This window comes from Streptomyces musisoli, assembly GCF_016741855.1.
In the GTDB taxonomy this organism is placed as follows: Bacteria; Actinomycetota; Actinomycetes; order Streptomycetales; family Streptomycetaceae; genus Streptomyces; species Streptomyces musisoli.
The window spans coordinates 24,715-47,349 of sequence record NZ_JAERRH010000011.1 but is presented as its reverse complement, the minus strand read 5'-3'; the positions used below and the strand labels follow the sequence as shown (position 1 = coordinate 47,349).

Annotated in this window: 15 protein-coding genes; 6 read left to right on the top strand and 9 right to left on the bottom strand. The window is 73.1% G+C overall.

Features of this window, described 5'->3' with window-relative positions:
• Positions 1 to 111: 111 nt before the first annotated feature.
• Positions 112 to 633, bottom strand: a complete 522-nt coding sequence (locus JK361_RS26355; RefSeq protein ID WP_201822400.1) for a hypothetical protein — start codon at positions 631 to 633, stop codon at positions 112 to 114.
• Here JK361_RS26355 and JK361_RS26350 point away from each other — a divergent pair.
• Both JK361_RS26350 and JK361_RS26345 read left to right on the top strand, forming a co-directional pair.
• Positions 580 to 4,470 (top strand): hypothetical protein, encoded by a 3,891-nt coding sequence (locus tag JK361_RS26350; protein WP_372448740.1) that lies wholly within the window; start codon positions 580 to 582, stop codon positions 4,468 to 4,470. The two genes, JK361_RS26355 and JK361_RS26350, sit on opposite strands and share 54 nt — an antisense overlap.
• Before the next feature lie 349 nt (positions 4,471 to 4,819).
• Positions 4,820 to 5,767: a bifunctional riboflavin kinase/FAD synthetase gene (locus JK361_RS26345; RefSeq protein ID WP_201822398.1), complete on the top strand. Its 948-nt coding sequence runs from the start codon at positions 4,820 to 4,822 to the stop codon at positions 5,765 to 5,767.
• A gap of 102 nt (positions 5,768 to 5,869) precedes the next feature.
• Here JK361_RS26345 and JK361_RS26340 read toward each other — a convergent pair whose 3' ends face one another.
• The 3 genes from JK361_RS26340 to eccE all read right to left on the bottom strand — a co-directional run bounded on the left by JK361_RS26340 (position 5,870) and on the right by eccE (position 12,418).
• Positions 5,870 to 9,973, bottom strand: coding sequence for an SCO5717 family growth-regulating ATPase (locus JK361_RS26340; protein WP_236053625.1), 4,104 nt, complete (start codon positions 9,971 to 9,973; stop codon positions 5,870 to 5,872).
• Between the two features lie 322 nt (positions 9,974 to 10,295).
• Entirely contained in the window at positions 10,296 to 11,084 is a 789-nt protein-coding gene (locus JK361_RS26335; protein ID WP_201822396.1) for a hypothetical protein, read from the bottom strand.
• Positions 11,081 to 12,418, bottom strand: a complete 1,338-nt coding sequence (gene eccE, locus JK361_RS26330) for a type VII secretion protein EccE (protein WP_201822395.1) — start codon at positions 12,416 to 12,418, stop codon at positions 11,081 to 11,083. Before eccE ends, JK361_RS26335 begins: the two co-directional genes overlap by 4 nt.
• Before the next feature lie 198 nt (positions 12,419 to 12,616).
• On the opposite strand from eccE, the gene eccB reads away from it, so the two are divergent.
• Positions 12,617 to 14,146 (top strand): type VII secretion protein EccB, encoded by a 1,530-nt coding sequence (gene eccB / locus JK361_RS26325; protein WP_201822394.1) that lies wholly within the window; start codon positions 12,617 to 12,619, stop codon positions 14,144 to 14,146.
• 11 nt (positions 14,147 to 14,157) lie between these two features.
• Positions 14,158 to 15,417, top strand: coding sequence for a type VII secretion-associated serine protease mycosin (gene mycP, locus JK361_RS26320; protein WP_201822393.1), 1,260 nt, complete (start codon positions 14,158 to 14,160; stop codon positions 15,415 to 15,417).
• Positions 15,418 to 15,441: 24 nt separating this feature from the next.
• Here mycP and JK361_RS26315 read toward each other — a convergent pair whose 3' ends face one another.
• The 5 genes from JK361_RS26315 to JK361_RS26295 form a co-directional block, all read right to left on the bottom strand.
• Complete coding sequence (locus tag JK361_RS26315) at positions 15,442 to 15,990, bottom strand: hypothetical protein (RefSeq protein ID WP_201822392.1); 549 nt, start codon at positions 15,988 to 15,990, stop codon at positions 15,442 to 15,444.
• Positions 15,991 to 16,138: 148 nt separating this feature from the next.
• Positions 16,139 to 16,360, bottom strand: coding sequence for a hypothetical protein (locus JK361_RS26310; RefSeq protein WP_201822390.1), 222 nt, complete (start codon positions 16,358 to 16,360; stop codon positions 16,139 to 16,141).
• The gene (locus tag JK361_RS26305; RefSeq protein WP_201822389.1) at positions 16,347 to 16,865 is read right to left on the bottom strand and encodes a hypothetical protein; all 519 of its coding nucleotides are present in this window, start codon (positions 16,863 to 16,865) and stop codon (positions 16,347 to 16,349) included. The genes JK361_RS26310 and JK361_RS26305 overlap by 14 nt, the downstream gene beginning before the upstream one ends.
• Before the next feature lie 38 nt (positions 16,866 to 16,903).
• Positions 16,904 to 19,198 carry a hypothetical protein gene (locus JK361_RS26300; protein WP_201822388.1) on the bottom strand — a complete coding sequence of 765 codons (2,295 nt, stop codon included), beginning with the start codon at positions 19,196 to 19,198 and terminating at the stop codon, positions 16,904 to 16,906.
• A gap of 68 nt (positions 19,199 to 19,266) precedes the next feature.
• Entirely contained in the window at positions 19,267 to 19,788 is a 522-nt protein-coding gene (locus tag JK361_RS26295; RefSeq protein ID WP_201822387.1) for a hypothetical protein, read from the bottom strand.
• 507 nt (positions 19,789 to 20,295) lie between these two features.
• Between JK361_RS26295 and JK361_RS26290 the strand changes: the two genes are divergently transcribed.
• Both JK361_RS26290 and JK361_RS26285 read left to right on the top strand, forming a co-directional pair.
• Positions 20,296 to 20,751 (top strand): DUF2563 family protein, encoded by a 456-nt coding sequence (locus JK361_RS26290; RefSeq protein ID WP_201822386.1) that lies wholly within the window; start codon positions 20,296 to 20,298, stop codon positions 20,749 to 20,751.
• On the top strand, positions 20,748 to 22,622 hold the full coding sequence (locus JK361_RS26285) for a WXG100 family type VII secretion target (protein ID WP_201822385.1): 1,875 nt from the start codon (positions 20,748 to 20,750) through the stop codon (positions 22,620 to 22,622). The genes JK361_RS26290 and JK361_RS26285 overlap by 4 nt, the downstream gene beginning before the upstream one ends.
• Positions 22,623 to 22,635 lie beyond the last annotated feature (13 nt).

Genomic DNA, 22,635 nt, shown 5'->3' with positions numbered 1-22,635 from the left:
AGCAGCCCGCGCCTATTCACCCGACTGGACGGGCGCTCGGAGTGAACCAGGGGAGCGGAAGGGGGCGCGTTCACCGCGCGATCTGTCCCGCCGATCATCACGCGCCTACCGTCACAGGCAGGGCACGGGGACGGGCGGGGAGGTACGGCCATGGTGGGACGGGGCCCGCGCACCGGAGGCGGGCGCCGGGATCAGCGGGACGAGGCGGGGCAGCCGAGTCGCTCCGCTCACGCTCGTCGCGCGGGCGGTCACCGGGCGCAGGAACGCGCGGCGGAGAGCCACGCGGCGGACGACCGCGCGTTCGGGGAGAGCGTGTACGGCGAAGGCACATACGGCGGACCGGGCGCGCGCGGAGGAGTGGGCGCGTGTGGCGTACCGGCTGCGGCCGGTGAACCGGGTACGAGCCGCGTACCGGGTGCGGCCGGTGAACCGGGTGCGTGCGGCGGACCGGGTGTCTGCGGCGGGCCGGAGGTGCACGGGGGACCGGGTATGGGTGGCGTACCGGGTGCGGCCGGTGAGCCGGGTGCGTGCCGCGGACCGGGTGTCTGCGGCGGGCCGGAGGTGCACGGGGGACCGGGTATGGGTGGCGTACCGGGTGCGCACGGGGGCGTGGGCGCCGACGAGGCGGTCCATGACACCACCGAGGGCCCGGGCGGCTCCGGCGCCGTGGACACCGGTCGCGTCGACGCCGCCCTCGTCCGCATCCGCGACCTGGCCGGCCGCCCACGCGGCCTCGGCTTCCTCGCCGACCACGAGGGCACCCTGCTCACCAGCCACGAGACCGTCGACGGCCTGCCCCGGCTGGTGCTGCACGCCGCAGGCGACCGCACCTGCGTGGTCGGCGCCGACGCCGTCACCCCGCTGCCCGAGCTGGACCTCGCCCTCGTGCGCACCGAGGGCCTCGACGTGGAGCCGCTGCCGCTGACCGTGCGGGAACGCATCGACGCCGGCACCTACGTCCGGGTCGTCGCCGGCTGCTGGCGCGAGGCGCGGGTGCTGGCCGCCACGCAGGTGACGTACACCGCCACGGACCGCTTCCACCTGCTGGACGACGTGCTGGAGCTGGCCATCGGCACAGCAGGCCGGGACGCGCTCCGGCTCGGCGGGGGCGCGGCCGGCGGACCGGTGCTCGACGCCCGCACCGGCGCTGTCGTCGGCGTCCTCGGCACCGCCCTGCACACCGCCGAGCGCGACGCGGGCTTCGCGGTCCCGCTGCGGCCCGCCGACGGCGCCCTCGCGGCCCTGCTCGCCCGCAACGCGGCCACCGTGCCCGGCTACGGCGCCGACCTCAACCTCGCCGGCATCCTCCAGCTGACCACCACCTCGGTGGGCCAGGACGGACCGCCGGGAGCCCTCACCGCGTACCCGGCCACCACCGACCCGGGCACCGGGCACCCGGACACCGGTCATCCGGGCACCGCGAATCCGGGCACTGAGCATGTGGACGGCGGGCAGCCGGGAACGGGGCATCCGGACGCCGGTCATCCGGACGCCGGTCATCCGGACGCCGGTCACCCAGGCACCGCGGACCTGGGCACAGGGCATCCGGACGCCCGTTGTCCGGGCACCGGTCATCCGGGCACCGCGGACCCGGGCACTGAGCATGTGGACGGCGGGCATCCGGGCACCACCCACTTCGGCACCGGACATTTGGGCACCGGCCGTCCGGGCACCGTGTCCCCGGAGGCCGTCGTGCCGGTCGAACGCGCCGGCATCGCCCGGGAACTCGCCGCCTTCACCGACGGCGACCGGCCCGTGCTCGCCCTGGTCGGCGCCCCGGGCAGCGGCCGTACGACGGAACTCGCGGCCCACGCCGCCCGCCGCGCCCGGGGCGAGCGGCCCGCCCCCACGCTGTGGCTGCGCGGCGCCGATCTGACGGACGCCGACGACTCGGTGGCCGACGCCGCCCGCCGCACCCTGGCGCGAGCCGCCCGGATCGTCGCCGCCTCCCGCTCCGTCCGGCCCGAGGACCTCGGCGACGTCACCCCCGAACACCTGGCCCGCCACGCCGCCCGCGCGGGCCGCCCCCTGCTGCTCCTCCTCGACGGCCCCGAGGAGATGCCCCCGGTCCTCGCCCACCGCCTGCCCGAGTGGACCCGGGGCACGGCGGACTGGCTGCGCGAGACCGGCGCCCGCCTCGTGGTGGCCTGCCGGGAGGAACACTGGGAACGCGCCGGAGGGGCCTTCCCGGAGGGGCTGCTCCACATTCCGGCGGACGGCGGCGCGGGTCCGGCAGGGGCGGCCGGTCCGCTGCCCTCCTGCGTGCGGGTCGGTGACCTCACCGTCGACGAGGGGCGGCTCGCCCGGGCCCGGCACGGGATCCCGGACGGCGTGCTCGCCGAACGCGACGCGCGGCACCCGCTCACCCTCCGGCTGCTGTCCGAGGTCCGCTCCGCCGTTCCCGACGCCCCGGTCACGGCGCCCCTCGACCGGCACGACGTCTTCGCCGCCCACCTCGACCTGATGTGCCTGCGCGTGGCGGTCCGCCTCGCCGCCGCCGGCGGCCTGCGCGGTACGCCCGTACGACGGCTCGCGGCGCGGGTGGCCGGGCAGGTGCACGAGGCCGCCCGGCGCAGCCTCGGCCCGGGCCAGGGGGAACTGGACCGCGAGTCGTTCGAGGCGGTGTTCCCCTGGGGATCCGCCCCGGCCCGGCTCGGCGGCGGTACCGGCTGGGCCTCCGCCGTCCTCGCCGAGGGCCTCCTCGTGCCGGCCGGCGACGGTTACCGCTTCGCCCACGAGGACCTGGCCGACTGGATCCAGGGCATGCACCTCGACCTGGACGAGGCGCTGCGCGCCTTGGTGCACCGCGCGGGCGAGTCGGGCGAGACCCACCGCCCCGTCCCGGTGCCGCACCACCGCGTCGGCCCCGTCGTACAGTCCCTGCTGCTCCTGGCCCGCCAGCACGGTACCCGGCAACTCGCCCTGCGTCTCGAGGAGTTGGTCGACGCCCTGGACCACGACACCGGCTCCTGGTGGGCCGCCCGGCTGCTCGCCCGCACCCTGCTCCAGGCCCCGGACGCGACGCCGTACACCGGCGAGCTGCGCCTGCTCGCCGACCGCGTCGTCGCCTGGCGCCGCGCCCGGCGGCCCGTACCGGCCGAGTTCGGCCCCGCCTTCTGGACGGCGCTGCCCGTCACCGACACCGAGCGCCTCGACCTGCTGCGCCGGCTCGTGCTGGCGGACGCGGCACCACCCGCGGCGGGTGACCGCTACCTGGACGCCGTCGCGGGACTGCTCGCCGCCGCCCCGGTCGTCGTACAGCCCCTGCTCACCCACTGGTTCGCCGACGAGCGGCCGTTGCCGGCGACCCCGCACGCCACCGTGGCCACCGCGGCGCAGGCGCTGCTGCACACCCACCGGCACGGCGCCCTGGACGAACTGACCGAGGTGCTGGTGGCCTGCGCCCACAAGCGCGCCGACGAACTGCTCGGCGTTCTCGCCGAGGAGGAGCCGTCGGCCCTCTGCCGGGCGGTCGACCGCTGGGCGCACGACGAACGCCCCGCCCGCCGGGTGGCGGCGGTGTCGTTCGGGCTGCGTGCGGCGCCGTACGTCCGCTCCGACGCGGACCGCGAGCTGCTGCGCTACGCCGCCCTCGCCCTGCTCTCCCGCCCCGCCGACTGCACCCTGCACGGCGGCGCCCTGGCGCTGCTGGTCCGCGACCCGCACACCCGCGACCGGTATCTGCCCACCGCACTGCGCCACTTCGCCGACGGTGACCCGCAGTTCCCGCCGGACGCCCTGGTCCCGGCCCTGACCACGCACGCGGAGCCGGTCCTGGAGGCGTTCCGGGCCCGGCTGCGCGCACCGGACGCGGGCGGCCCGGAGACCGGAGCGGCCCTGCGCACCCTCGCCGAGGTCACCACCCCGGCCCTCGCCCTCCGGGTCGCCGCCCTGGTCCGGGAGGCGGTGCGGCTGCGCCCCGAGACCGCCGGGCATGTCGCCGGCTATGTCGACCGCCGCCTCGAACAGGGTCCCACCGCCCGCCCGGTCCTGCTGCCCCTCGTCACCGGCCTGCTCGACGGCGGCCCGGAGCAGGTCCGGGCGGCCCTCGCCACCGTCCTGGCCGCCGCCGGCACGCCCGCCTCGCGCCCGCTGCGCCGCGAACTGCTGGAGGTCCTGCTCGCCCGGGAGCAGGACCCGGCCGTCCTGGACGCCGTCCTGCACGCGGTGGCGGCACCGGGGGACGGGGGAGGGGCCGGGGACGAGGACGGCGGCTGGAGCGGGGGCGGCCACCGCCGGGAGGACGAGGTCCGTGGCCTGGTCCACCGCACCGGGCTGCTCCTCGTCCGCACGCCCGAGGGTGCCACCCGTTTCGACCGCGGTCTGGTCGACCTCGGCCGGCACGTGCCCGGTTTCGCCGCGTGCATGGCCCGCTGGCTGACGGACGCCCCCGGCGACTGGGCCGCCGTGGTGGGCCCCAGCGCCCGCCGCATGATCGAGAACCTGGCGGGCGTCCGCGTACCGGCCTGACCGGGCGCGGGCGCCCGCGCCCGGTCAGGCCGGTACGAGTGGGCGCAGATGCGTACGCGCACCGATGTGAGCGGGTGCCGGTGCGGGTGCGATGCGGGTGCGGGCGCGGATGCGCGCCGGTTCGGGCGGGCAGGGGGCGTACGCGAACCGGTTCGGGCGGGCGGGGGGCGTACGCGAACCGGTTCGGGCGGGCGCGGGGCGTACCTGTACCGGCCCAGGCGGCGCCGCGGAACGTGCGCCCCGTCACAGCCTCCATGCCGATGCTGGCGCGGAGCACCCGGCATGGCACCCTTAGACCTGCACAACAAGGTCAAGGTAGATACGGACAAGGGTTCGAGGAGCGGTCACAGTGCAGCGCTGGCGTGGCTTGGAGGACATCCCCGAGGACTGGGGGCGCAGCGTCGTCACCATCGGTTCCTACGACGGCGTCCACCGCGGCCACCAGCTGATCATCAAGCACGCCGTCGACCGCGCCCGTGAACTGGGCGTCCCGGCCGTCGTGGTCACCTTCGACCCGCACCCCAGCGAGGTGGTCCGACCCGGCAGCCACCCGCCGCTGCTCGCCCCGCACCACCGCCGTGCCGAACTGATGGCGGGACTGGGCGTCGACGCGGTGCTGATCCTCCCGTTCACCACCGAGTTCTCGAAGCTCTCGCCCGCCGAGTTCGTGGTGAAGGTCCTGGTGGACAAGCTGCACGCCAAGGCGGTCGTGGAGGGCCCCAACTTCCGTTTCGGCCACAAGGCGGCCGGCAACGTCGAGTTCCTCACCGAGCAGGGCAAGGTCTACGACTTCGAGGTCGAGGTCGTCGACCTGTACGTCACCGGTGAGGCGGGCGGCGGCGAGCCGTTCTCCTCCACGCTGACCCGCCGCCTGGTCGCCGAGGGTGACGTCGCGGGCGCCCGCGAGATCCTGGGCCGTCCGCACCGCGTCGAGGGCGTCGTCGTCCGCGGCGCCCAGCGCGGCCGGGAACTGGGCTTCCCGACGGCCAACGTCGAGACGCTCCCGCACACCGCCATCCCCGCCGACGGCGTGTACGCCGGTTACCTGCACGTCCAGGGCGAGGCCATGCCGGCCGCGATCTCCGTCGGCACCAACCCGCAGTTCGACGGCACCGAGCGCACGGTGGAGGCCTACGCCATCGACCGCGTCGGCCTCGACCTGTACGGCCTGCACGTCGCCGTCGACTTCCTCGCGTACGTGCGCGGCCAGGCGAAGTTCGAGACGCTGGAGGCCCTGCTGGAGCAGATGGCCGTGGACGTGAAGCGCTGCCGGGAGATCGTCGCCGCCGAGGCGTAGGCCCCCGCGCGACGAGCGCAGGCGCGCGCAAGCGCGGAGAACCACAGACACGGAGAAGGGCGGCCGGTGCGGTGAGCACCGGCCGCCCTTCGCCGTGCCGGCCTACTGCTGCTGGGGCGGGGCCTGCGGCGGCTGCTGCCCCTGCGGCGGCTGCGGGTAGCCGTACAGCTGAACGGGCTCCTGCGGCCCACCCGGCTGCGGCTGGCCCGGCTGGGGCTGCCCCTGCTGCTGCGGGTACGGCTGCTGGCCGGGCGCCGCCTGCGGATACGGCTGCTGGCCCGGCACGGCCTGCGGGTGGGGCTCCTGGCCCGGCGCCGCCTGCGGGTAGGCCTGCTGGCCCGGTGCCTGCGGGTACTGCTGACCCGGGTACGGCTGGCCCTGCTGGGCCGGGTGGGGCTGGGCCGGGTAGGGCTGGTCCGGAGCGTACGGCTGGCCCTGCTGGGCCGGGTACGGCTGCTGGTCCGGAGCGTACGGCTGGCCCGGCATCGGCTGGCCCGGCATCGGCGGGGCGGCCACCGGCGGCGGGTTGCCGTCGCTCGTCCACAGGCCATGTGCCTGCTGGTGACGGGTGAAGTCCTCGGCGACCAGCGCGGCGAGGTTGAAGTACGCCTCGCGCGTCTTCGGCCGCATCATGTCGAGGTCGACCTCGGCACCGGCTGCCAGATGCTCGTCGAAGGGCACGACCACGACCGCGCGGGTCCGGGTCTCGAAGTGCGACACGATGTCCTCGACCTTGATCATCTTGCCGGTCTCGCGGACCCCGGAGATCACGGTGAGCGACCGGGACACCAGGTCGGCGTACCCGTGCGCGGACAGCCAGTCCAGCGTCGTACTGGCGCTGCTCGCACCGTCCACGGACGGCGTGGAGATGATGATGAGCTGGTCGGCGAGGTCGAGCACCCCGCGCATGGCGCTGTACAGCAGACCGGTGCCCGAGTCGGTCAGGATGACCGGGTACTGCCGGCCGAGCACGTCGATCGCGCGCCGGTAGTCCTCGTCGTTGAACGTGGTCGAGACGGCCGGGTCCACGTCGTTGGCGATGATCTCCAGCCCGGAGGGCGCCTGGGAGGTGAACCGCCGGATGTCCATGTACGAGTTGAGGTACGGGATCGCCTGGACGAGGTCGCGGATGGTGGCCCCGGTCTCCCGGCGCACCCGTCGGCCGAGCGTACCGGCGTCCGGGTTCGCGTCGATCGCGAGGATCTTGTCCTGCCGTTCGGTGGCCAGGGTGGAGCCGAGCGCGGTCGTCGTGGTCGTCTTGCCGACACCGCCCTTGAGGCTGATGACCGCTATCCGGTAGCAGGACAGCACCGGCGTGCGGATCAGCTCCAGCTTGCGCTGCCGCTCGGCCTCCTCCTTCTTGCCGCCGAGCTTGAACCGGCCGCTCGCCGCGGTGGGGCGCCCGCTCTTCGGCTTCTGCCTCTTGTTGTTGAGCAGCCGGTCCGCGGACAGCTCCACGGCGGCCGTGTAACCGAGCGGCGCGGCAGCGGGGTTGGTCGGCTGCCGCTGGTCGTGCTGCACGGGCTGCGGCCACGCGGCACCGGAGCGGGGATCGACCGGGGCCTGCGGAGCCTGGGACGCCTCGGGAGCGCCGCCGGGGGCGCCGCCGCCCGGGCTCTGCGGGGCCTGGGGGAAGCCGTAACCCCCGGCCTGGGGCTGCGGGTTGGGAACCCCCGGCTGCGGGAAGCCGTAACCGCTCGGCGGGGTGGGCCCGTTGGGGTTCGGCTGGGGCGCCGGGGGCTGGGGGAACCCGTAGCCGCCGGGCTGTGCCGGAGGGTTGGGCGCGCTGGGCTGGGAATGGCTGGGCGCACCGGGCTGGGGGTGGCTCGGTACGCCGGGCTGGGAGTGGCTGGGCGCGCCGGGCTGCGGGAATCCGTAACCGCCGGGCGCAGTGGGGCCGTTGGGGGCCGGCTGCTGGCCAGCCGTCGGCGCGGTGGCCTGGCTCGGCTGGTTGGGCTGGCTGGGCTGGTTCCACGCGGCGGGTGCGGGCTGCGGCGCCTGCGGCTGGAACGGCGGCTGCTGGCCGGGTACGCCTGCCGGGCCCTGGCCGGGCGCCGGCTGCGGCTGCTCACCGGGCATCGGTCCGGGCTGCTGCGGGGCACCCTGCTGCGCCGCGGGCTGCCCGGGCCACTGGGCCGCGGGAGCCGGGGCGGCAGGCTGATACGACGGCGGCAGCGGGGGCATCCCGGTCTGCGGCGCGGGCGGCGGGGTCCAGCCGGGCTGGGCACCCTGAGGGCCCGGGGGAACGGGCGGCACGGCGGAGTGCGGGGCACCGGGACCGGCCTGAGGGGCGCCGGCCTGCTGGGCGCCGGGCTCCGGGGCGCCGGGGTGGGGCATGGCGGGCTGGGGGAAGCCGTAGCCGCCGGGCTGGGGGATGCCGGTCTGCTGGGCGTCCGCGTGGGGTGTGGCGGTCTGCGGGGTGCCGGTCTGCTGGGCGTCCGCGTGGGGTGTGGCGGTCTGCGGGGTGCCGGTCTGCTGGGCGTCCGCGTGGGGCACGGCGGGCTGCGGGACGCCGGTCTGCTGGGCGTCCGCGTGGGGCACGGCGGGCTGCGGGGCATCCGTGTGCGGGGTGCCCGTCTGCTGGGCGTGCGTGTGCTGGGCGGCGGCCTGCGGGGCGGTGGTGTCCGAGACGCCGTCAGCCGGAGCGGCATCGTCCGGGGTGGCGTCCTGCGGCGCGCCCTGCCCGGGCGTGCCGCCCGGAGCCACCGCGCCCGCAGCGACGGCGTCCGCTGCCACCGCCTCCGAGGGCTGCGGTGCGTCGGATCGCGCGGCGTCGGCGGAGCCCTCCGGAGCATCGGGACGTACGGCGTCGGCCGCGCCTTCCTCGGCGGCACCCGTCTCGGCGGCGCCCCCCTCGACGGCGGAGTTCTCGGTGACGCCCGAGTCCCCGGCGTCCTCCGCAGCGGACCCTTCGGCGGTCGGCTCCGCAGCGGGCCCCTCGGCGGTCGGCTCCCCGGCACCCGCGGCGGACGAGCCCTCGGCCGCGTCGTCCTGGCCGCTCTCACCCCGCTGCGCGGTCCCGCCGGAGGCGGCATCCTCGGCGACGGCGGACCCCTCCGCGACGGCGTCCTCCTGCACGGCGCCCTTCAGTGCGGCGTCCTCGTGCGTGCCGTCCTCGTCACCGGAGCCCCCGGCGCCCGCACCCTCGGCGGAGCCCTCGGCCTCAGGGGTGTCGGGAGCACCGGCGGGACCCATGGCGGCGGAGGCGTCCGAGGTCCCGGCGGGGCCCATGGCGGCGGAGGCGTCCGAGGTCTCGGCCGGGCCCGTGGCCGCGGCGGTGTCCGAGGTGCCGGCGGAGTCCTCGGCGCCGGAGGCGGCCCCGGTGGCGTCCTGGCCCACCGAAGCCGGGCTCTCCGCCGAGCCTCCGCCCGTGGACTCGTCCGGCTTCCCGAGGGCCGCCGCGCGCTCGGCGATCTCGGCCATCTGGCGCTTCAGGGCGACGGCGGAGAACCGCATGGTGGCCCCGCTCTCCAGGTCACCGTTGTCCGTCTCCGGCCCGACCGCGGCGGACGCGGCCGGCGACTCCTGCCGGTCGGGCCGAGGCTGCTGCGGCTCGAAGCCCTGGGGCAGCGGCACCGGAACGGGGCTGCCGGCCGGCGGCGTGGGCTGCGCCGCCGGGGCGTAGGACGCACCCTCCGCGGGGGCGGGGGGAGCGTAGGGCTCGCTTCCCGCGGGCGCGGGAGGGGCGTAAGGCGTGCTTCCCGCAGGCGCGGGGTAAGGCGTGCTGCCCGCAGGTGCGGGGGGAGCGTAGGGCGTGCCTCCCGCGGGCGTGGGCGGAGCGTAGGGCGTGCCCTGCGGCGGGGTGAACGAAGGACCCTGCGCGGGCGCGGGCGGCGCGTAGCCGCCCCCCTGCGGCGCGGCGAACGGAGTGCCCTGCGGCGGTGTGAACGGAGTGCCCTGCGGAGGGGTGCCCGCAGGCTGGGCGGCCGGCGGCGGTGTCGGACCCGGAACCGGCGAGGCCGTCGGGAACGACGGCACCCCGGAGGCGGCCGGAGCGCCAGGGTCACCGGCGGCACCGGAGCCGCTCGACGCGCCGAAACCGCTCACCCCGCCGGAGCCGGCCGGGGTGCCGGAGCCACCCGACGTGCCGGACGCGTTCTGCGTGTACCAGGCGGGGGGAGCGTAGTCGATGGTGAACTCGCCGGTGGTCTCGACGGCCTCCGCGTCGGGCTGGTCATCGCCGGGTGTGTCCCAGCCCCCGCGCATCCCGTCCCGATCGCTGCTCACAGTTCCTCCTGGTGTGGTCGAGCACCCTCATGCCGTGCCGGGGCGACCATGTCGTGTCGTACGAGTCGTCCGTAGTCGTTCGGGGCAGTCCGATTCACCGGATCTCCCCCCGGACACCGACGCCCGGTCCACGGGTCCTGCCATCGCGCCCGCTCCCAGCCTAATCACCATGAGCCACACCTCGGCAGGCCCGCCCACCTCTCCGCACCCGACCACCAGGTCACCGCACGCCCGGAGAACTCCGCCACGGCCGGGGAACCGCATACGCCACCCCCGAACAAAAGGGACAGACAAGGGCAGTTCAGTCCATCCGTCGAGGCGTGCCCAACAATCCGATCTCGGCATCGGTGGGTTGCGTCAGCACGTACTGCCGGTCACGGTCGGTGCACCACAGGGTGACGCCGTCGGGCAGCGCCGGCAGCGACTCCACCTCGGTCCGCGACAGCCCCATCGTGCGCCCCAGTTCGGCCGCCTCGTCCGGCGAGACCCGCTGGATGCCGGCGAGCCGCGCCTGCCGCAGCAGACGGGGCGCCACGGGGCTGAGATACGGCAGCAGGGTCAGCACCGACTGCCAGGGCCCGGACACCACCCGGCCGCGCGGGGGCCGCATACCGCAGTCCCGCACCACGAGCACCGGCGTACCGGCGGAGGCGCCCTGCGGCGGGACCCGGCCCACGTCGTACACGGACAGCCCGTTCTGCCCGCCGCCCATGGCATGCACCATCTGCATCCATGCCTGCGGCCGGCCGGTCTCCACGGCGACCCGGGCGCCGGTGGCGGCCGAGCGCAGCGCCAGCACCTGGGCGGTCCACAGCCCGCCGATCAGGATGACGTCATACGGCGTGGGCCGGTTGATGCCCAGCACGGCCGGCTGGCCCTCGGCGTCGACACCGGCCACCACCCCGTCGTCCCCGATGGGCAGGGCGAGCGCGTCCAGTTGCTGCGCCGACAGCCCGTGCCGGCCGTGCCGGGGGCCGAGCAGACCGAGCCCGTGCCGCAGCCGGTCGGCCGTCCGCCGCAGCCCGGACGGCTCCTGCGCCCCGCGCGCGGCAGCACCCGGCGCCGGGGCGGTCGTCCCTGTCGTCGTCATCGCGCACCTCCGAGGGGCAGAGTCGCCAGCATGCCGGGCAGCTGCTCACGGTCGAGCCTGGCCAGGCCGGCCCCGGACCGCCGGGCCGCGCCCTCCAACGCGCGCCGCGCCGCCACGAGTTCGTCGTCGCTGCGGCCGGTCACCCGCAGGTGCCCGCACAGCGACACCTCCTGCCGCTCCCCGCGCGCGAGCGTCAGACTGAAAGTGGTCGCCAGGGCCGGTATCGCCGTGACCCCGGCGACGAACTGCGGCAGGGACTCGCCCCGGTCGCCGCCCAGCTGGGGCCAGCGGCGCACCCAGTACGTCGTGTGCCGCCGGTTGTCACAGCGCCAGCTGCGCCCGGACTCCTCCGTACGCCGCTCCCGGGTCTCGCTGCGCCCCGCCTCGGCGGTGACCAGCGGATTGGCGCAGGCCGAGGTGGCGAGGGCGGCGACCAGCTCCTCCTCGTCCAGCACCCGAGCACGGAACCCGGCGCCGGTCAGCCGGCTCGCCAGATGGTCCGCGGCCCGGACGACGCACTTCTGCGCACCGGTCGGCCCGCCGCCGCGCGCGGCCACGGCCTCCGTGCACAGTTCGGGGTCGAGCTTCAGCGCGATCCAGGTGATGCGCACCGCCGGGGCGCCGGTCTGCTCCTGGAGCGGAAGGTAGTTGGCGACGGCCACGGACTGCTGGGGCAGGTGCAGCGCGGGCGCCGGCTGCGTGTGCAGCACGATCTGGGCCGACTCCAGGCGGATGCCGTCCACCTCCAGCGCGTCCCGCACCAGGCCCAGCGGGAGCGGCTGCCGGCTGCGCTCGGCCCGCAGGGCGGTCGCGTCGGCCTCCACCTGGAGCACGGCCGTGACGAAGGTGCCGTCCCCGACGATGCCGACCGGGCGCCGGTCACGCGCGCCGTAGGAGTACGTGCGCAGGGCGGGCTCGCATTCCACCGCCGGGACCAGTCCGGGCTCGGTGCCCGGCGGTATCGGGGTGCTCGCGGCCCGCTTCTGCCGCGCCCGCAACTCCCTTGCCGTGCCCAGCCACTCGGGCAGGGACCTGCCCCGCCGCCGCACGAAGGCCAGCAGGACCAGCACCAGCGCGACCACCGCGGCCGGCACCAGGGCCGCCATGCCGAAGGCCCAGCCGACCAGCAGCACCGCTGCCGCCAGCTCCACCAGCACGAGCCGTTGCAAACGGAACGAGCCGGCGTGGCCCGGCCGCTGCCTGAGAGCGAGCGCGACCTGCTGCCGCTCGCCGCCGCGCCGGGCGGACCTTCCGCGCGGCGGCGTCCCGGACCCGTCCGCGCCGCCTCGAGCCGCCGACCGGCCGCGCGCTCGCGTCCGCGCTCCGGAAGCCATCACTCCATCCCCCCGATTTGCTCACAACTCGCTGGAACCAGGCCACTGAACAAGGCCCTTGAGGGCCCAGGTACCCTACCCGCTCCACGAGACCCGCTCCGTACCAGGCATAGTAGGGGCCGGGTCCGACAACGGAGGGCGGGGGAGCGTGAGTCCCCGGGCGCGCTCCGCGTGAGTCACGGGGAGAAACAGGCACAGATGGCATCTCGGCGGGACCAACTCAACGCCTACACCTTCGCGAAGCGCCGCATGCTCGCGTCGTTCGTGCAGTCGTCACCGGATGGCTCCGACGAGGGGGCGCCCCGGCCGCTGCGCGCGATCCTGCCCAGTGCGATCGCCGGCGTGATCGTGCTGGCCGCCTTCGGCGCCTGGGGCATGTTCAAGCCGACGGCACCGCAGGGCTGGGACAAGCCGGGCCAGAAGGTGATCATCGCCAGCAAGTCCACCACCCGGTACGTCGTGCTGGAGACGAAGAAGAAGGTCCAGCTCCACCCGGTGCTCAACATGGCGTCGGCCAAGCTCGTCCTCGACACCCAGAGCGACGTCGACGTCGTCACCGTCGACGAGTCGATCCTCGACAACGGCAAGATCCCGCACGGCGTCACCATCGGCATCCCCTACGCCCCCGACCGGCTGCCCTCCGGCAAGGAGGCCGGCGCCGCCAAGGAGTGGGCCGTGTGCGAGCGCCCGAGCGGCAGCGGCAGCTCCATCCAGAAGGCCGCGTTCGTCCTCGCCCAGCGCGACCAGGACAAGCTCAAGGGCACCAAGGAGAAGCTGCACGGCGGTGAACTCCTCTACGTCGCCACCCCGGACAAGAAGCGGTACGTGGTCGGCGCGGACGGCCGGGCCTACCCGGTGGACGCCGGCGACACCCTGCTGCTCCAGACCCTCGTGGGCGCCGACAGCACCCCGCAGCAGGTGACCAAGGAGTGGATCGAGACCCTGCACCAGGGCGACGAGATCAGCTTCCCGCCGGTCACCGGTGTCCCGGCCGCCGCCGCCAACGCCCCCGGCCAGCTCGACGAACAGGCCAACCGTGTCGGCATGGTGCTCCGGGCGCCGGTCAACGGCCAGGAGCAGTACTTCGTCGTACTGCCCGGCCGGGTCGCCCCCGTCTCCGACTTCGTCGCCCAGCTCCTCCTGACCAGTGAGGACCTCGTGAAGCTCGGCCAGGCCGGGCACGCCCTCGAGGTCAGCGCGGGCGCCATCACCCGGGGCGAGCCGTTCGCCGCGGACCACAAGTGGCCCACCGAGAAGCCCAAGGCGGTCAACAGCCCCTCCACGGCGGAGGGCAGCCGCAACACCGTCTGCAACGTCCTGAACCACGTCGACCCCGACAACGGCGACACCACGCTGAGCACCTGGGCCGGCACCGACTTCCCGGCCGTCCTGCCCACCGGCTCCTCCAGCGCGTACGTCACCGCCGGCTCCGGCCAGCTCTACCGCCAGTTCCAGGGCACCAAGACCACGGTCGGCGGCGTGTTCCTGGTCACCGACACCGGCCTGCGCTACGCCCTTCAGTCCAACGACGACAGCGCCGGCGACGACAAGGGCATCGGCATGTCGGCCGACAAGCGCAAGGCGCTCCAGCAGGAGGCCAAGCTGGCGCAGACCCGCCTCGGCTACGCCGACGTCAGCCCCGCCCCCATCCCCGCGCCCTGGTCGGAGTTCCTGCCGACCGGCCCCCGCCTGTCGACCGCCGCGGCCCGCCAGCCGCAGGGCTCCTGAGGGGTACGACGATGCTTCCGAAGGCCGAGAGGACGACGCCCGCACTCCGCCGCACGACCCTGGTGACGGCCGCGGCCATGGCCGCCACCCTGCTGGCGGCGCCGGCCGCCACGGCGGACCCGGGCGCCGACCAGTGCACGTTCTCCAAGACGAACCACAAGTACAGCGGCACGCCCTGGGCCCTGCAACGCGTCAACCTCGATGAGCTGTGGGGCGAGTCGAAGGGCAAGGGCATGAAGGTCGCCGTCATCGACACGGGCGTCGACACGTCCAACCCGCAGCTCACCGCCGCCGTGAATCCGTCCCTGGGCGCCAACTTCCTGCCGAAGAAGGACAAGAAGGGGCAGCCCATCGAGGACCGCGGCAACGAGAAGGGCACGACCGACACGGTCGGCCACGGCACGCGGGTGGCGGGCATCATCGCGGCCCGCCCCATGGAGGGCACGGGCTTCGTCGGCCTCGCCCCCGAGGCCACCATCATCCCGATCAAGCAGAACGACGCGGAAGGCCACGGCACTGCCGCCTCCCTCGTGACGGCCATCCGGCACGCGATCAAGGAGAAGGCCGACGTCATCAACATCTCGCAGGACACGACCGGAGCCGCTCCGGACGAAGACCTGCACAGGGCGGTCGAGGACGCACTGGCGGCCGACATCGTCGTGGTCGCCTCGGCGGGCAACGACGGCCTGGACGGCAACTCGAAGAAGACCTACCCCGCGTCCTACGAGGGCGTCCTCGCCGTGGCCGCCTCCGACCGCAACAACGAACGCGCGGCCTTCTCCCAGCCGGGCGACTTCGTCGGCGTCGCGGCGCCCGGCGTCGACATGATCTCCACGGTCCCGAAGGGCGGCCACTGCTCGGACAACGGCACGAGCTTCTCCGCGCCGTACGTGGCCGGTGTGGCCGCGCTGGTCAAGGCCAAGCACCCCAAGTGGACACCCCGCCAGATCGCGGCCCAGATCGAACAGACCGCCGAACGCTCCATCCCCGGCCGCGACCGCCTGGTCGGCTGGGGAGTGGTGGACCCGGTCCGCGCCCTCACGGAGGACGACCACCCGATCGAGACCCCCCGCCCCGACGCGGGCCTCACCCACGCGGAGGCGCCCACCCCTGCCGAACTCACCCTCGGCGAGACCCCTCAGGAACGCACGGCCCGCTTCGCCACGTACGTGGCCGTGGCCGTGGCGGTGCTGGTGGCGGGCCTGAGCGGGGGAGCGGTGGCACTGCGCGACGCCCGGCGCAGGCGCCGGGCACTGGAAAGCCGTACGTGAGGTCCGGGACGGCGAGACGGCGCTTCAGCGGGCGGTGAGGTCCCGGCAGGCGTCACTCTCGGCCACGGCAGCCGCGTACCCTTCGACGAAGGCGCGCATGGCCGACGCCTTCACCTCGTGCGAGGTCCGCACCGTGGCCCAGAGGCTGCTGTCCGCCGAGGTGGACGCCGGGCACTCGACGAGGCCGACGGCTCCCGTCTTCGAGTAGACGACGTGGCCGCCGTTGGCACTCGCATCGGCCGGATCCACACCGTGTGCGGAGGACGCCACGTCGTTCGCGGTGGTGTTCGCATCGTGCTTCTCCACGGCGCTGGAGAAGACGATCTCCCCGTCCACGGAAATCCGGCAGCGTTCGACGCCGACCGCCGAGGACGCTTCGGCGCTGATCTTCTGCCCGGCCGGCAGCAGCGGCTCCAGCACGGAGCGGGCCACGTCGGTGCCGCACACATCGCCGGGCACGGCGTACTCGCGCGCCGGCGCCGGCGACGAGCAGGAAGCCGTCAGACCGACCAGCAGCGCCGCCCCCAGAAGAGAAACCGCGGAACGGATCCCGCCCTCGGAGATGTCGTGCATATCGCCTTCCAACGCGGTGAGTGAGAGCGCGCCCGGCCGGTCCCGGCTCATTCCGGGGTCTCGGTAGCTATGTCCTCGGCCATCGCATGGATGTCGGTGGTGGCGTCGTTGAAGCCGGTGGCCGTTCCTTCGCTGACCCAGGTGGTGTCTATCTTTCGGCGAAGCGGGCGTGGTGGGCCTTGGCCGCTTCGTGAGCCGCTTTGCAGTCGATGTCGTCGGTGGAGTCCTCGATGGTCTCCCACCGGGTGGCGATGGCCTGGCCCGCCTCGGCCTGACGGGCGGTGAGAGAGGCGGGTTCTTCGGAGCCCCCGCCACCGCACCCACTCAGCAGCGCGAGGAAGACCGCGGAGACCGCCTCAGGAGCATTCACCGCTCTTGGCGACGGCCTGGGTGAACGCGGTCGCCAGCTTCTTCATGGCGGCGGTGTCACCGAGGTCCGGATCGCTGACCTGTACGGAGGTGTACAGCAGCTGCTCGGCGTGGCCGGGGTTCCGGCAGCCCTCGACCGGAACGACGGCGCCCGTGCCGCTGTAGAAGCCGCCGTCGGGAGACAGCTCGGTCTTCCTCAACTGCGGGTTGCCGGACGCGACCAGCGTGCTGGACACGTCCTCCTTCCACCACTCCAGGTTCAGCATCAGCGCCCAGTGGCCGTCGACGTCCGCACGGCAGTTCTCCCTGGACGGCACGGGACGCGACTGACCGACCTTGATCTTCTTTCCGGCGGGGAGGAACGGGGAGGTCAGCTCGGGGTCCAGCGAGACGCCGCAGTACGCCCTGGGGACGTCGTACTCCTTCTTGGCGTCGGACCCCGAGCAGCCCGCGACCAGGCCCACCACCACGAGTGCGGCGGTGGCCGCCAAAGCTCGCCGAGCCATCGAATTCCCAACCTCCTTCGTCCGGACCGATCCGGACATCAGATGTCCGTGACGAGTTCGGCGCCGACCCGCTCCATGTAGCCGCCGCCTTCCAGGAAGCCCTGGGAAGAGGACTGCTCCGCCCAGGTGGCGACGTCACCACTGAGGTGATACTGCTTCGCCGCGTTGTAGGCGGCCGCACTCGTGTACTTCATGTTGGCCTGGTTGCCGTTCTCCCAGTCCTTGCCGATCTTGGCACCGGCATCGTCCTTCGCGCTGCCTTCGGCGTCCTTGAAGAGCTCCTCCAGCATCATGCTGGTCGCGGTTCCGGCGGCGCCACCGACGCCGGCCCCCACCGCCGGGGAGGCGATGAACGAGGTCCCGACACCGACACCGGTCCCCACGGTGCCGGACAGGAAGTTCTTCCACTGGGCCACCGAGTGGTCGAAGTCCTTGTCCTTGAGGTCGGCCGGGCCGGCGACCGCCTCGTTGCGCCCCATCGCCAGGGTTCCGGAGACCTGGCCGGAGTGGCGTGCGATGTCCCGGACGGTGAGCTCCATGTCGTGGTCGGGCCGCTGGTCCGCCGGCAGGTCAGGATTCAGGTGGTACTCCAGGAGCTTGCCCATGTAGTTCTTCTGGCCCACCTCGACGGCGGCGTAGCCGTGCGGGTCCTGGCCGACCGCGAAGAGGAACCGCGAGACATCGCTGTGGTTCATGTCGGCGGCCGTGCCCTGGACGGGGTACAGCTTCTGGAGACGCTCCCATGCCGCTTGGCCGGCCGCGTCGTGCTCGCCCGGGTGCCGGTCCACGTCGGTGGTGGCGCGGTCGATGTCCGGAAGGTACTCGGAGGCGATCTGCCCCATGCTGTCCGACATGTAACTGTGGTCCGTGATACGCCCGTTGTCGTCCGAGATCGACGACACGATGTTCTCGAACAGCTTGGCCTGCCCCGGAGTGTGAGCGGGCGTGTCACCGGTGGGCAGCTCACCCGCGGGATGTCCGGTGGCGGCGGCCTCCAGGGCCGACGCGAGGTTGTTGCGGCCGTCCGTACTCTCGCCCTGGCTGAGATCGCTGTTGCTCTCGTGCGGCCAGTGGCGGTCCTCGAAGAGGTACTTGAAGTTGGACACGGCTTCCTTGTGGTCGCCGTCCTTCGGGATGAAGTCGTCGTTGAAGAAGTCGGTCGCGGCGCCGGGGTTGTTCGAGAGGCCCTTGAGATAGCCCGACAGGGGATCGAAGCCGGAGTCGCCCGCCATGTGGTTGAGGTACGGGTCGAAGCCGAGCCGCTGCCAGGCCGTGTGCTTGCCGTCGCTCGTGAACTTCCGCTCGGTCTCCATGAGGCTCTTGCCGTACTGCTTCATGAAGTCGTCGTCGTAGTCGCCGACCCGCATGAGGTTGCTCATGACCTGGAAGCCCAGGACGTTGCCGCGCTTGCCCTGCACCGACTCATCGCCGATCTCGACCATGTGGCGCTTCCACTCGGTCATGTCGGCGGTGTCGCTCTGGCTGGCGGTGGCGAGGGTGAGGCCGAGGTTCTTCTGGAGCTCGCCCAGCTGCTCGCGCCGCTCGTGCGTCAGGTCCGGCGTCACCATGGGATCGCTCACATTGGCCCAGAACGACAGGGTCTTCTCCGGCCCGAGGTCCTTGGCGAACCGCTCCGAGAACAACGGGTCGTCGTGGTACTTCTTCAGCCCCGCGTTGAGCCGGTCGAAGTCCTTCACCGACAGGTCGTCGGGGTCCTTCTTGGCGAGCTTGGCCAGCTCGTCGGCCTCCTTGACGGCATCCGCCGCCGTGTCGCGGTCCTTGTAGCTGGCGTCGGAGAAGCCCATCCGGGTCTGGTCGACGATCGCCGTGAGGACGTCCTTGGCCGTGTTGTCGCTCTCGGTGGCCTTGCTCAGGATGCCCTGGATCTCGTCGCGGAGGTCGTCGACGTCCTTCTGGTTCGTCGCGCTCGTCTTGCCGCTGGGGTCGGAGCTCCAGTCGGGCCGCGTGTTGCCCATGACACTGAACTTGCCGCCGCCCGCGTCGACGACGGTCAGGTTCTTCTTCTGCCCGCGCGAGACCGCGTCCGTCAGCTGCTGATGGAACGACTTCAGCTCGTCCCGGGTGTCACGCAGGATGTTGTGGATGGTGGTCGCCTGCGTGTGCGCGTCGCCGAACTCACCGGCCGTCTTGCCTATGAACTGCTTGGACACCTGGGCGTTCACACCGGCCCAGTCGGCCTTGACAGCGGCCTTGTGCAGGTCGTCCTCGGCGTCCTTCTTCAGGTCCACCAGGTGCTTCACGAGCGTCGACCAGTCGGTGACGGCGTCGTCGAGGAGTTTGAAGTTGGCGTGGTAAAGGGCGTTGAAGTCCATTGGTGGTCGTCCCCGGGGGTAGCGGTGCCGATGGTGTGATCGTCTGCGTCGTCGACAACCCGTCGCCGCTACTCCTTCTTCTTGCCCTTGCCCTTGCCGTCGTCCCCGTAGTCGTTCTTCTTGCCCGGCGCCCCGACCTGCTCGTCGAACCCGTCGTCCAGCGCGTCGATGCTGCTCATCTGCCGCTGGATGTAGTGCTCGTCGTTCGCGTGCACGGCCTTGGTGGTCTGCATGTGGTTGGAGATCTGGGCGCAGGCGTCCATCAGGGACTTCAGCTGCTCTTCCCAGCGGTCCGAGACGTGCTGGAGGCCGGCGCCGAGGGCGAAGCCCTGCTTGGAGAGGTCGCCGGCCGCGGAATCGCTGCTGGGGGTCGCCACGCGGGCCTTGTCCCAGAGCTGGTTGTAGAGGTGGTGGGCGGCGCCGCCGATCTTCTCCAGGTCCTTGTGGCCGACCTTCAGATCACCGGTCTTGCTCGGCAGGTAAGTGGAGCCGTACGCGCCCCCGCCCGGGTCGACGTGGTTGAGCTGCATGTGTGCCGACTGCCCCTGGGCAGCGTCCGCCTTGAGCTGTTCCCATTCGTCCCATGCCATGGAACGGCCCCTTCCCCCATGATTAGTCCGGTGCCAGGTCAAACTAGCAACCAATGCTGAGGAAAATTTGCGCCATGTCTGCTATGTGCGATCTGTCGGGCGTGAAAATTCGGCGGAGGGGGTTTGCCGACCCGCTGGAAAGGCCGTCCTGGCGGGGCTGCCGGGAGGGTCGGGCGTGACCTGCTCGGCGACGACGGACCGGCAGCCCAGGGGGAGGTTTTGTGGTTGCAAAGTTCTCGCCCAGGCTCCTCCGGCCCCTGGATCCACCCCGCGCATGTGAAGCTTCTGCGCAGATGTCGGGCCCCTTCTGTCGTTATTGACCGTCTTGTTGATCTCTGCCAGCTGTGAGTCGGTCACTTCGGGACAGCATTGCAACTGAACTGTCGAAGAGTTCAGTTGGCCGCGATTTACACAGTGACTACAGTGGTCGGGGATGGACCCGGGGTCCGGCCGTGTGCCGCCCGGTCCTTCCGGCTGGACCAACGGGGAGACGGGGAAGGGGTCGCGGTGGGCGACGGTGGCGGCTCGGATCTGAGGCGCGGCATCGATGCGCTGAAGGAGTTCAAGGGCAAACTCGACAATGCGCTGACCGACTTCGAGGACGGGCACGGAAGCCCGTCCAAGCTCGCGCAACAATCGCTCAGCCGGGGGTCGTTCGGAGGCACGAACGCCCCGTTCGACGAGGCGGGCGACCTGCACACGGCGTACGAGACGGTCCACACGCGCCTCACTCACCTCTCCAAGACCCTGGGAATGCACATCGAGGCCCTGAAGCTGGCCTCGCACGCGGCCGATGCCACGTACGACGGCAGCGATGACGAAGTCCAACGCCGGTTCTGGCAGATTCGGGCGCACCTCGACGCGCAGTACCGGGAGGACGTGAAGAAGGCCGCTCCCGCCGACAAGCCGGGAGCGGAGCACAAGGGCGACAACAAGTCGACGGGGAAGCGGGACCTCTCGTGAGCGACGACTGGAAGCAGAAACCCGAGTACAAGTCCGCTGCGCAGCAGGTCGACAAGGAGGTCGGCGAGCAGGTCGCGCCGATCACGACCGCGCAGGGCATGCTGGCCCACATGCCGTTCTTCGGCGGTGGTGTCCGGGTCAACCTGGTCGGATCGACGAACTTCGAGGATCACGACCTCAACGACATGATCGACCTGGTCGAGCATGCCAATCCCGAGCACCTCGAGTCGACCAGCAAGTCCCTGTTCGACGCCGGCAAGGCCATCCGCAAGGCCGCGACGGACCTGGAGCAGCACCTCAAGGTCGACTGGAAGGGCGAGGGCGCCGACTCCTTCCACGACTGGACGCGACTGCTCATCCAGTACACCAACGGGCTCGCGGGCTACGCCGACGAGGCCGGCACGCACATCTCCGTGGCGGCCACCGGTCTCGCCTCCGCCCGCACCGCCATGCCGCCCAGGGACACCCGGCCGGCGGACGAGCAGAAGCGGCCCACCGAGCTGCCCAAGGCCAAGCAGGTCGACAGCAACCCGGACTATGCGGCCGCGGTGAAGGCGGAGAAGAACCGGCAAGAGGCCATCAACCAGATGAACCGGTTGGCCTCGTACTACAAGGTCGCGGCGACGGACCTGAGCAAGCAGAAGGAGCCGGAGCCGCTCAAGCCGATCACGGACGTCGGGGTGCCACCGGCGACTTTTGTTGACGACCGTAAACAGCATTATGGTTCCGGGGCGTCGGCGGCGGCTTCGACGCCAAGTACCGCGGTGCGCGGCGATGTCGGGGGAGGCCACGCCCATACGGCTACGCCGAACGGGACAGAGGCCAACGGACACGTGCCGCATGTGCCGCCCATCAGGGAAGTCCACGAGCCCACCGGGCCTTCCGGCCACGATGTCGGCACGGAAATCAACACCACGACCACCCTGCCTCCCCAGGTGCCCGCGTCACCGCCCACTCCTCAGACGCCGACCCTGCCGACGACCGGCGGAGGCGGCTGGCAGACGCCCCCGGTGCCCCCGGGGCCGATGACGCCTCCCGTCACGCCGACAGGTCGTACCCCCGGTTACGGGCCGGCCGGCCGGCCTCCCGTGACCGCGCAGGGACGCACCGGCCCTTCGGGCACCGGAAGTGGCCGAGTGCCGCAGGGGCCGGTGGGACGTACCGTCGCCGGCGGCCGTGCTCCGCAGGGACCGATGAGCCAGGCAGGACGTTCCGTCCCCGGCGGTCGAACGCCCCAGGGACCGATCGGCCAGGCCGGACGTTCCGTCCCCGGTGGTCGAACACCTCAGGGACCGATGGGTCAGGCCGCCCGTGCGATGGGACGGACGCCGACGGGTCAGCCCGGTGCTCGGGGACCCGTCCAGTCCGGGCGGGCGCCGATGGGGCGCTCCGTCACCGGCGGAACCCCGAAGACCACCAGCACGCCCGGCGGACGTACCGGAGCGACTGGTCCTGCCACTCCGGCGCGCAACGGTGTCGTGGGCGGCAAGCCCGTCACGGGCCGCACGTCCGGTGGGACGACCAATCCCCGTGTCCCGCGCGGTATGGTCGTCGGCGCCGAGGAGCCGACCTCCTCCACGCCGTCGAAGGGCACCATCGGTCAGCGAGGAGTCGTCGGCGCCCCCACGGCGAAGACGAACCCCGGCACGGGTCAGGGGGTGCTGCGTTCGGCCGGCAACCCCGAGGGCGTCATCGGTGCGCCCCGCAACTCTGCGAAGGGCGCCGATTCCAGCGGCGCGGGGCTCGGTCGCGGCGCGGTGGGCAACAGTCAGGCCCCGAGCGGTGAAACCGGCCGTACCGGTGGAACTGCCGACAGGGATCAGCGCCGCTCGGCACAGCAGCGGCGTGACGAGTCTCAGACGAGCGACTGAAACACGAGCGAGG